Source organism: Pseudoramibacter porci (assembly GCF_009696145.1).
GTDB classification, from domain to species: Bacteria; Bacillota; Clostridia; order Eubacteriales; family Eubacteriaceae; genus Pseudoramibacter; species Pseudoramibacter porci.
This window is the reverse complement of the sequence record NZ_VUMO01000017.1, coordinates 17,851-28,402: the sequence shown is the minus strand read 5'-3', so window position 1 is coordinate 28,402 and position 10,552 is coordinate 17,851. Positions and strand designations below refer to the sequence as shown.

Genomic DNA, 10,552 nt, shown 5'->3' with positions numbered 1-10,552 from the left:
CGGCTGCTGATCGCGGTTCAAACAAATATTTCTTTTCAGATCGGGTTCACGTCCGGTCTTTTTGTGATGCAGGAAATCAGCATTAAATTATTTTTATTTTACGCTTGACTTTTGTTAGCAGGTTTTTTTGCCCGAAATGTCCAGGGAAATAGCAAATGAGGATGATTGCGTTTAAAACTTAAAAGACGCCAAAATTCATTTCATTTTAATTTGATCGCACGTATAATAAAAGCACTTTTCAATACCTTACACGCTGTGCAGAAAGGAGATCATCATGTATAGAGTTGAAGAAAGAATGTTCAAAGAACAGGCCTATCGATATTTTTTATTCGGGATACTCGCCATTGCGGTTTCATTTTTCTTGAGCGATTGGATTTTGTGGGAGATGGCAAAGCATGCGAATCTTTCGGGGGATATTCGGGAAATTCTTGGCGAAGTTTTTCGTCTCGCATTTCTCATTGCCATCATTTTTGCGGGACACATGCAGAGCAGGATTTTGGCCTCTGATCGGGAAAGTTTTGCCCATGGCTTGTTGACCGGGCTGCCGATTCTTGCCATTGCAATCGCGCAGCTGGTGCTCAGTTTTATCCAGGCGGATCCCGGATATTTTTCCCACACCGAACTCGTCGTATCCACGATTATGATTTACACGCTCACCGGCATTTTTGAAGAATTGCTGTTTCGCGGCGTGGTCCTGAACGCTTTTCAGGATGCCTTTGCCAAAAAGAGTGCGAAAACCATCTGGGTGTCGCTTATTTTATCGGCACTGACATTCGGACTGATGCATCTGACGAATCTGGCCTCAGGGCAAGATGGGGTAGGGACACTGATGCAAGTCATTGAGGCGACTGCCGCGGGGCTGTGCTTCGGCGCCGTTTATCTCAGATGCCGCAATATCTGGGTGGTTGTGATTTTGCACGCGCTGACCGATTTGTCCCAATCCATTGGTACCAATGGGCAGACAGCCGTCGACGTGCAAAATACGAACGTCAATGCCGCGACGTCCATCCTCAGTATTCTGCCGTCCCTTGTTATATTGCTGGGTCTGACCCTATTTCTTTTAAGAAGATCCAAGATGGAAGCGATCGTTAGCACGAATCAGGATGATTTCGTTTAAACTTAAAGTATGGTAAAATTAAATTAATATTTATTTCGATTGCAAGGATAAACGGAGACGAAGATTATGCAGAGTAATTTCGATTTTTTAAGCCAGGACGACGAAACGAAGGCTTATGTGCAAGACGCGAAAAACGCAGAAAAGCAATACGCACTGGAGATGTACGGCGCGGTTCCAGTCACGGTGCGCAAAATCGCGGAAACTCTTGCACGCCAGATCCTCGACCGCCATTACATCGAGATGGATGCGTACAGCACGTTCAACGATTGTTTGCGAGAGCTTGAAAATCGCCGCCTTGTCGGGCAAAAGGTACTGGATTGTTTTAACGGCATCCGGCGGGCGGGCAACCGAGCCGCACACGATTTAACCCAAGGCAGCAAAAAAGAGGGATTGTCTGCGCTTAAAAGGGCTTACGCGTTGTTGGCCTGGTTCTATCAGAACGATACCGGTGAAAGATTTAAACCGGATTTTGTCGAGCCGGTAGACAATCAATACCACACGGCGGAGCGCAAGGTGATCTACATCCAGACGGCAGACAACACCAGCGGCAAGTGGCAGGTGTACGACGGCAAGGAAAAAATCGGTGACGCCACCGCCGACGACTACGAAGTCGATAACCGGCCGAACAGCGACGACCTCAGAAAGATGGCCGACCGCCGCATCCGCCAGTACATGACGACTGCCGGCGTGCCCTATAAACTGCAGTGGAGCGAATTGGCTTACCGCAAGTCCGACAAGAGCTGGTTTCGGGATTACGACGTGCACCGCGTACTGGAGCGCTCGGGCATCAAGAAAACAGAGGTGACTTCGGGCAACGAATGGTTCGAGACGGACCTTGAGACGGCCAAGGCCGCGATTAAAGCAGTCAAAGAGGGGCGGACGTCGATTCAGGCCCTGCCTGGGCAGCAGGAGCAGGCACCCATCGTCTTGAGGCCGGAGCAGCAGGAGGCGATCCGCAAAACGAAAAAAGCCTACAAACATGGGGACAAGATGCTGTGGAACGCGAAGATGCGCTTCGGCAAGACGCTTTCAACTATGCAGCTCGTCAAGGAAGAGGGCTTTGCACATGTGCTGATTTTGACACACCGTCCCATCGTCGACGAGGGATGGTTTGCGGATTTTAAAAAGATCGGCATGCCTGAGGCTGGCTACCGCTATGGCTCAAAAAACGAGGGCGAGTCCTTTGAGTCCCTGATGCGCTACGGCGGCCCCTACGTTTATTTCGCGAGTCTTCAGGATTTACGCGGCTCTGAAATGGTCGGCGGATCAGCTGGCGACAAGAACCGCGAGTTGTTCAACAATCTCTGGGATCTGGTCATCATCGACGAAGCGCACGAAGGTACCCAGACGGAATTGGCCCAAAGTGTCATGCATCAGGTGATCACGGAAAAGCACACCAAGCTCCTCGAACTCTCCGGAACGGCGTTCAATTTGATCGACCAATACGACGCGGATCAGGTTTTCACCTGGGATTACGTCATGGAGCAGAGCGCCAAAGCCAATTGGCCGACAATCCACGGCAACGTGCCCAACCCCTACGCAGGGCTTCCGAAGGTGTTGATGTACACCTTTGAGATGCACCACCAGTTTGACGACGAGCGTTTTCTCGGGGAGGATAAGCGCGCCTTCAATTTCAAGACCTTTTTTATGACCAAGGCGGACGGCACCTTTGTCTATGCCGATCAGGTGGCACAATTTCTGCGCAACATCACGACGCCGGACTTGAAGACTTGTTACCCGTTTTCGACCCGGGCTTTTCGCGATCAGCTTCGCCACACCCTTTGGATTCTGCCGGGGATCAAGGAAGCCAATGCCTTAGAGGCGATGCTCAAAAAAGATCCGGTTTTCGGGATGGAATATCGAATTATCAATGTCGTTCGCAGCGGGGACGCAGAGATCGCCTCCCAGAGCGATATCGACAAGGTGAATCAGGCGATGGGGCCAGACCCAGCGAAAACGAAGACGATCACGCTGACGGTTCGGAAAATGACGACGGGTGTGACGATCAAGCCGTGGACCGGGGTCCTGTTTCTTTCGAACACGAATAGCGCGACCCAGTATCTCCAGGCGGCTTTCCGCGCGCAGACGCCTTACGCGTCAGAGACCTTCGGGCAGAAGACCCAGTGTTTCATCTTTGATTTTGCGCCGGACCGGGCGCTGACGGTGATGGCCCAGGCGGCACAGATGAACACGGGTGTTGGGAAGCGGACGAGCAGCGCGCAAAAGCAAAAGATGGCGGAGCTGATGAATTTCCTGCCGATTCTCGGCGAGACGGGCCACGGCATGAAGCCCTACAAGGTGGACACGATGCTGGCAAAGATCAAACGGGTTTACGCCGAAAAGGCGGTGCGCACCGGCTTCGACGACGATTCGATTTACAGCGACGCGCTCTTGATGCTCGATGCGGCGGATCTCAGCGATTTCAACGATCTGAAAGCCATCGTCGGTACGACGAAGGCCGAAAAGAAAGCGATTCAAATCGAGATCAACCATCAGGGCCTCGACGAGGAAGCGTACAAAAAAGCGTTGGACGCCGAAAAGAAAACCAAGCGTGAGCGCAGCCCAGAAGAGCAGGCGGCGCTCGACAAGATGAAGGCGCTGAAGAAGCAGCGCAAGACGATGATTTCGATTTTGCGCTCGATCTCAATCCGTATTCCGATGATGATTTACGGTATGGCGATCGACATCGACCGGGACGTCAAGATCGACCAGTTTACGCGGCTGGTGGACGATGCGTCGTGGCAGGAATTTATGCCTGAGGGCGTGACAAAGGCGTTATTCCGGAAGTTTATCAAGTATTACGACGCGGATGTGTTTATCGAGGCGGGGCGGATCATCCGGCGGCGGGCGAAGGCCCTTGACGCTTACGAGCCGGTGGAACGGGCGGAAAAGCTCGCCTTGATTTTCGGCACGTTTCGAAATCCGGACAAGGAAACGGTGTTGACGCCGTGGCGGGTGGTCAATCTGCATATGGGCAAGACCCTGGGCGGCCTTTCGTTTTACGACAGGAAATGGCAGCACACGACGGTCGACGGGAAGCCGGTGACCCGCTGGATCAAGACAGATGACACCGACCGGATTTTCAGCCCTTACACGCACATTCTCGAGATCAACTCGAAGACGGGACTGTATCCGCTGTACGCGGCGATTTCCATTTATCATCTGGAATGTTCGCAGCTGTATCAAAGGACAGGCGGCAAAGCCGGCCGGGCGGAGCGGCAGTTGCTATGGCAGCGGATTTTGCGCAACAATATTTTTGTTGTCGCGAAGACGCCAATGGCCAAGGCCATCACCCAGCGGACACTGGCCGGGTATCAGGATTTGGATACCAATGTGTATTATGTTGAGGATATTGTGGCCGGCGCGAAAGCTGACGCCAAGGCCGAAGCGAAGAAAATTGGAGAATATTTTGGAATGATGAAATTTGACGTGGTCATCGGCAATCCGCCGTATCAGGAATCCGCAAAAGGTGAAAGCACACGAGACGAGCCGATTTATCATAATTTTATGAATTTGGCTTACGAACTTTCAGATTTGGTCACTTTGATTACACCGGGGAGATTTTTATTCAACGCAGGGCAAACACCTAAGGCATGGAACAAAAAAATGCTCAATGATCCCCATTTGAAAGTCGTGATGTATGAAAAGGACAGTTCCGAAATTTTTCCAAAAACGGATATAAAAGGCGGTGTTGTGATTACACTGCGCGATGTGAATCAGGATTTTGGTAAAATTGGAACTTTTACCCCATACGAAACGCTTAATGCGATTGTCAAAAAAGTTTGGGCGGATCATAAAAAGAAAAGCTTAAGTGAAATTGTTTCTTCGCGTGGGAATTATCGTTTTACAGAAAAATTTTTTGATGACTATCCAGATGCTTCAAAAAGATTAGGCAAAGGGACTGGGAATATGATCGTTTCCAACGCCTTTGAAAAGTTACCAGAAGTTTTTGATAAAGAAGAAAGCGAAAATTGCTACAAATTTATCGGAAGAATTAATAATCGCAGAGTATTTAGATATATTGAAAAATCATATGTACAAAAAAATGATTATATAGACAAATATAAAGTCATGTTGCCTGAAGCGAACGGCAGAGGGGAATTGGGAGAAACATTAAGTTCACCATTGATTGGCAAACCAAATGAGGGCGCAACGGATACATTTATCAGTATAGGCGCTTTCAACTCTGAAAAAGAAGCAGAAGCGTTACTCAAATATATCAAAACAAAATTTTTACGCGCTTTATTAGGCGTAAAAAAGGCAACACAGCATAATCCAAAATCTGTATGGCAATTTGTCCCCATGCAGGATTTTACAAAAAATGCTGACATCGACTGGTCCCAGTCGGTTGCGGAAATTGATCAGCAGCTTTACAAAAAATATCAGCTGTCGGACGACGAGATCAACTTTATTGAAACGAAAGTGCAGGCGATGGATTAATGGCGGAGCAGTTGATCAAATCCGCGGAGCGCGTCAAAGATCACGGCGAAGTCTTCACTCCGAAATGGGTCGTCGATAAAATGCTCGACCAGCCGGAAATCGCCGAAAAGGTCGCAGATCTTTCCGCGACCTTCCTCGAGCCCTCCGCTGGAGAAGGGGCTTTTCTCGTCGAAATTCTGCGCCGCCGCCTTCAGACTGCCGCCGATATAAGCAGCACCGCCGACACCTTCGGCATCAATGCCCTTCGAGGGCTCTCGACCCTGTACGGGATTGAACTGCTCGAGGACAACGTCGAAATGCTCGTCATGAACATGGCCAGCACCTTCGAGCGCGGCTACACCCAAATGGCGATTGCCAAGTTTCAAGCCGTCTCCCTCCATCATGTCGTTAAAAGCGCCAGGACCCTCATCAAAGCCAACATGGCTCAGGGCGACGCCCTGACCGGCCGCGACGCCACCGGCGCGCCGATTCTGCTCAGCGAATGGCAGCCCGTTGGTCAGACAAAAGTCCGGCGCGTCGTCTACACCTTTGACGCGATCAAAAATGGCGGCGGCCCGGTTGAAACCGTCCGGGAGCGGGAAACTCAGATTTCGATGTTCCCCCAGCCGGAATCGCCCGAACCCGTGCACCGGCAGTACGCGGTCTGTAAATGGACGGATATTTATAAAGAGAAAATAAAAGAACAGTTTAGTTAGATTAAAATCATTGGATAGAGGAGTTCACAATGGGTCAGAAAAAAGTTCAGCCCAAAGGCGTCAAATGTTTAAGCTTTCAGCAGCCCTACGCGACGATGATTGCGACGGGGATCAAAACAGTGGAGTGCCGGTCGCGGAAAATCAAGACGCCGATTAAGGATTTGGTCGTCTGCGCGTCCAAAACGGCGAAAATCTTTCCCAAGATGGACGGCTTGGTCTACGGTTACGCGATCGGGATGGTCGACGTCGTCGACTGTGTTCCCTTTACGCGAAAGCATTTGAAAGCGGCGATGATGTCGTATATGCCGGAGGGAGACAGCAACGCTTGGATCCTCGAAAATCCGCGGCTCATCGTGCCCCGGCCGGTCAAGGCAACGGCCAGCTTTTTCTACACGGATTTCACGCCAGAAGTAATCGGCCCCGGTTTTGAGGCCTACGCCCAACACATGCTGCCCCTTGCGTACGATTCGGGCACCCCGGAATTCACGGCTGTGATGATGGACTGCTTGTTTAACGATCCGGCGGAATTTTGGGAGATTCTCGATTTGTAAATTTTGTTTTGACGTAATGGAGAATCAGCTAAAAATGAGCAAATCATTGAGCTGAATTTAGGAAAATAAACAAAATATTAAACTAAAATTTTGCTAATTCACAAAAATATTTTGCTAAACGCGGCAATAGACTAAATCTTAGCAAAATCATTTAGCTGAATTTAGGAAAATAAGCAAAATAATAAACTAAAATTTTGCTAATTCACAAAAATATTTTGCTAAACGCGACGATAAACTAAATTTTAGCAAAATGATCAACATTGTTGTTGCAGTGTGGTCACGTCTGCAATCGTTAGGCAGTCCTCGTTTTTATAACATTTAAGAAATAGAGCCGCGGAGTCACAGGAAACATGGTATAATCTAAAAAAGTCAGCCAAATCAATAACGTGCGCTACATGGACAGGCGCACGGCAGTGAACACATAAAGCCGTGGTGGCGTTTGACTGATTATGAGGCATCATAATGAAATTTCAAAAAAATAAGACCATTCGTGAATTTTACAACTTGTATTTTAAATCTGATTTAAGCACGTCGCTGAGGAATTCGCAGATCGAGAAGGATTTATACCACAATAATTTGATGTTCGCCATCATTAGCGCCGGCATGCTTTGTCTCCTTTCGCTAATTGGATTGGTGGGGTCTTCTCCCGTTTCCGCCGGCTTCATTCTCCCTCCGGTGAACGCCACAGCTGTCTACCTCATCGTATTGACCGTGAACCTTGTGTTTTTGATACGCTTGAGCGTGGAACTGACCCATTTTAGTGCCGATAATGAAGAAAAGGCTGTTAAACGGGCCAAGATTGTCTTTAGCTGGTTCACCGGCGTCAATATGGTGATGGCAACCCTCACCTTCTTCTCGACCCAGCCAGACTCCAGCTTCTTCTTTGAGTACATCCTTGTCACGAGTATCATCTACCTCGTGCCAAACGCAGAAGTGCGTGTTCAGGCGCGCAACACAGTGATCAATATCGCTGTGCTGGTCATCGCTTTATTTGCGATTCACTACGTCATTGCTTGGCAGGATGTTGTAGACGTTGTGATACTGCACACTTTGTGCACCTTTGTTAATTGGTTTCGGCTGATGATATTTGTGCGCTTTGAAAAAATCAAGTTTTCCATTGAAGAAGAAAAAGACCGGTTCTATCAGGACAGCCGCACAGACGGCCTGACAGAAATGCTTAACCGAACGGCCCTGCGAAACGATTTCCCAACTTATATCGATCAGGATGTCTGTGCCGCGTTAATTGATCTGGATTATTTCAAACGCTACAACGACACGTTTGGCCACGATTACGGCGATCAGGTGCTCGTGCAAATCAGCCGCAGCATGCGGCACATTTTTAATGATCAAACGGACCACTGCTACCGCTACGGCGGAGATGAGTTCCTTATACTTTCCACCGCGCAGGATCCGAAAGCTTTTCTTCAAAAGCTTGTCGAACTGGAAAAAAGCAGTGCAAATTACAAAGGGAAGATGCAGATTCATTGCAGCATCGGCTATTACAGGGGAGTGCCCCAAAGTGAACGGCACTTGAGAGAGATTATCAAAATTGCAGACAACTACCTGTACCGCGCGAAAAGCGAAGGAGAAAGCCATATCATGGGGGATTTCCCTGAAGGCGAGCGACAGCCAATAACCGTGCAGCAAAATAGCGGCGTCGATGAGCTGACGGGATTGATCGACATGCGGGCATTTTTTGCGGCTATGGAAGAAAAACGCAGGGAAAAGCGGGATATTCAAAAGCAAGGTGAGCTTGTCGTTCTGTTTTTCAATTTTGTTAATTTCCGCATGATCAATCTCCACTACGGCACTGCAGCCGGTGACGAATATTTGCGCAAAATCGCGGCGACGCTCAAGTTGTGCTTTCCCAATGGGCATGTCGCCAGAATGGGGGAAGATCATTTTGCCGCATTGACCGACACGCGGCGTTTGGAAGAAAAAATTGACAATGTGCACCGGCATCTTCAAAGGGTGCTTCCCAACAGTATTGAATGCTGCATTGGCGCCAGCGTCTGGGAAGATGACGCGGTCACACCGGATATTATCACAAGCCAGGCGCAGGCAGCCGCTGACGCCAATAGGAATCAGACAGGCAAGAAATTTGCCATTTACACGCAGCAAATTGGCAAAAGTTTGGAAACAACGGAATACGTGATATCCAACATTGACAAAGCCATTGACAAAGGTTGGATTGTCGTGTACTATCAGCCCATTGTCCGCGCCATCTCCAATCGGCTTTGCGGGATGGAAGCCCTGGCGCGCTGGCAGGATCCCGAAAAGGGGATGCTGCCGCCGGCCGCTTTCATCGAGCCATTGGAAAAATCCAACCAAATATGGAAATTGGATTTATGTGTCATTCGGCAGGCGGTCCATCAGATCGCGGCGCAATCCAGCAGCGGCATAGCGGAGATCCCCGTGTCGATCAATCTCTCGCGGACGGATTTCCTAAGTTGCGATATTTTCAGCGAAATTGAAGCGCTTGTCAAGGCCGCATCGATTCCAAGATATATGCTGCACATCGAAGTGACCGAGAGCACCATGACCTCGAAGGGCAATGGCGTCATCGAGACCCTTCAATCCTTTCGCGAGGCAGGATATGAAATCTGGATGGATGATTTCGGAAGCGGCTATTCCACCCTTAATCTGCTCAAGGATTACTCCTTCGATGTCTTAAAAATGGATATGGTCTTTTTGAAAAATGACTCCCATCGTTCCCGGAATATCATCGCCTCAGTGATCGATATGGACAAAAAAATCGGGATTCGCACCCTTGCTGAGGGCGTAGAGACAGCCGAGCAAGTCGCTTTTTTAAAGAAGGCAGGTTGTGAAAAATTGCAGGGCTATTTCTTCGGCAAACCCCAGCCTTTTGACGCGATGATGAAAAACTGGCGCGCCAAAGGCCTGGACATTGAAACCGCCGAACAGAGAAGCTGTTACAATACGCTTGGCCAGGTGAACTTCATGACCGATATGCCCCTGGTGGTCGTCGAGTCGAGGAAGGACGTCTTCCATCTCCTTCTGGCTAATGATCCGGCGCTGGATTTAATCCACAACGACGGTTTTGCAGATCTTGCAGCTTTGGAAAAAACACTGAGCAACCAAAAAAATGTAGCCAGCCGGGAATTGTTAAAGGCGGCGAAAGATGCCGCAATATCCAAAAGGCAGGGGAGATTGTTTACCCCATTTAACGGGCAAAAGCGCCAACTGAATTATCGTTTTATCGGCCAATACGATGACACTTATCTCTTTGTCGTCATTGTTTACAATCGTGTGGCTTTCGAGAAAAAACAGCCGATAGAACGTCAAATCCTGATGAATCTGCTTTATTTCTTCCGATATATTTTCAGTATCGACGTCAAAAAAATGACAATTCAAAGCCTGCACCTCATTGGCGCATCGGAGGAGAAGCCCTATGCGACGCCGCTGATGGACAGTACGGGCCATTACGCTTCACTGCTGCCGGATATTTTTCCCGCAGACCGGAAACGATACGACGCGTTCATGTGTCCTGAAACGCTGAAAGACCGGCTTATGCAGGCGGAATACGGCATTCTTAGAGACACCTTCCGTACGCGAGATGCCAACGGCCGCTATGTGTGGATGGCGCACCGACTGCTTCTTGCACCGAATGCGGGGGGAAGACAGATTCTCTATGTGATTTACGTTGCGGACAGACAAGCCATGGCGCTTTTGGCAGGGGTTGACGACCCATCGTCGGCACCCAATCGTCCAAAGGCAGAAAATTAAGA

General features: G+C 49.3%; 5 protein-coding genes. All 5 read left to right on the top strand.

Annotated elements, in window-relative coordinates; all coding sequences use genetic code 11:
• Nucleotides 1-274: 274 nt before the first annotated feature.
• The 5 genes from FYJ52_RS09495 to FYJ52_RS09475 all read left to right on the top strand — a co-directional run bounded on the left by FYJ52_RS09495 (nt 275) and on the right by FYJ52_RS09475 (nt 10,550).
• Nucleotides 275-1,117: a CPBP family intramembrane glutamic endopeptidase gene (locus tag FYJ52_RS09495; protein ID WP_154576981.1), complete on the top strand. Its 843-nt coding sequence runs from the start codon at nt 275-277 to the stop codon at nt 1,115-1,117.
• Nucleotides 1,118-1,183: 66 nt separating this feature from the next.
• Nucleotides 1,184-5,557, top strand: a complete 4,374-nt coding sequence (locus tag FYJ52_RS09490; RefSeq protein ID WP_154576980.1) for an Eco57I restriction-modification methylase domain-containing protein — start codon at nt 1,184-1,186, stop codon at nt 5,555-5,557.
• Entirely contained in the window at nt 5,557-6,252 is a 696-nt protein-coding gene (locus FYJ52_RS09485; RefSeq protein ID WP_154576979.1) for a DNA methyltransferase family protein, read from the top strand. The genes FYJ52_RS09490 and FYJ52_RS09485 overlap by 1 nt, the downstream gene beginning before the upstream one ends.
• 29 nt (nt 6,253-6,281) lie before the next feature.
• Nucleotides 6,282-6,803, top strand: a complete 522-nt coding sequence (locus FYJ52_RS09480; protein ID WP_154576978.1) for an ASCH domain-containing protein — start codon at nt 6,282-6,284, stop codon at nt 6,801-6,803.
• Between the two features lie 462 nt (nt 6,804-7,265).
• Entirely contained in the window at nt 7,266-10,550 is a 3,285-nt protein-coding gene (locus FYJ52_RS09475; RefSeq protein ID WP_154576977.1) for a bifunctional diguanylate cyclase/phosphodiesterase, read from the top strand.
• Nucleotides 10,551-10,552 lie beyond the last annotated feature (2 nt).

What these genes read in the sequence shown, in the direction of transcription:
- FYJ52_RS09495 (WP_154576981.1), top strand. Translation starts at nt 275, where the DNA reads ATGTATAGAGTTGAAGAAAGAATGTTCAAAGAACAGGCCTATCGATAT.
- FYJ52_RS09490 (WP_154576980.1), top strand. Translation starts at nt 1,184, where the DNA reads ATGCAGAGTAATTTCGATTTTTTAAGCCAGGACGACGAAACGAAGGCT.
- FYJ52_RS09485 (WP_154576979.1), top strand. Translation starts at nt 5,557, where the DNA reads ATGGCGGAGCAGTTGATCAAATCCGCGGAGCGCGTCAAAGATCACGGC.
- FYJ52_RS09480 (WP_154576978.1), top strand. Translation starts at nt 6,282, where the DNA reads ATGGGTCAGAAAAAAGTTCAGCCCAAAGGCGTCAAATGTTTAAGCTTT.
- FYJ52_RS09475 (WP_154576977.1), top strand. Translation starts at nt 7,266, where the DNA reads ATGAAATTTCAAAAAAATAAGACCATTCGTGAATTTTACAACTTGTAT.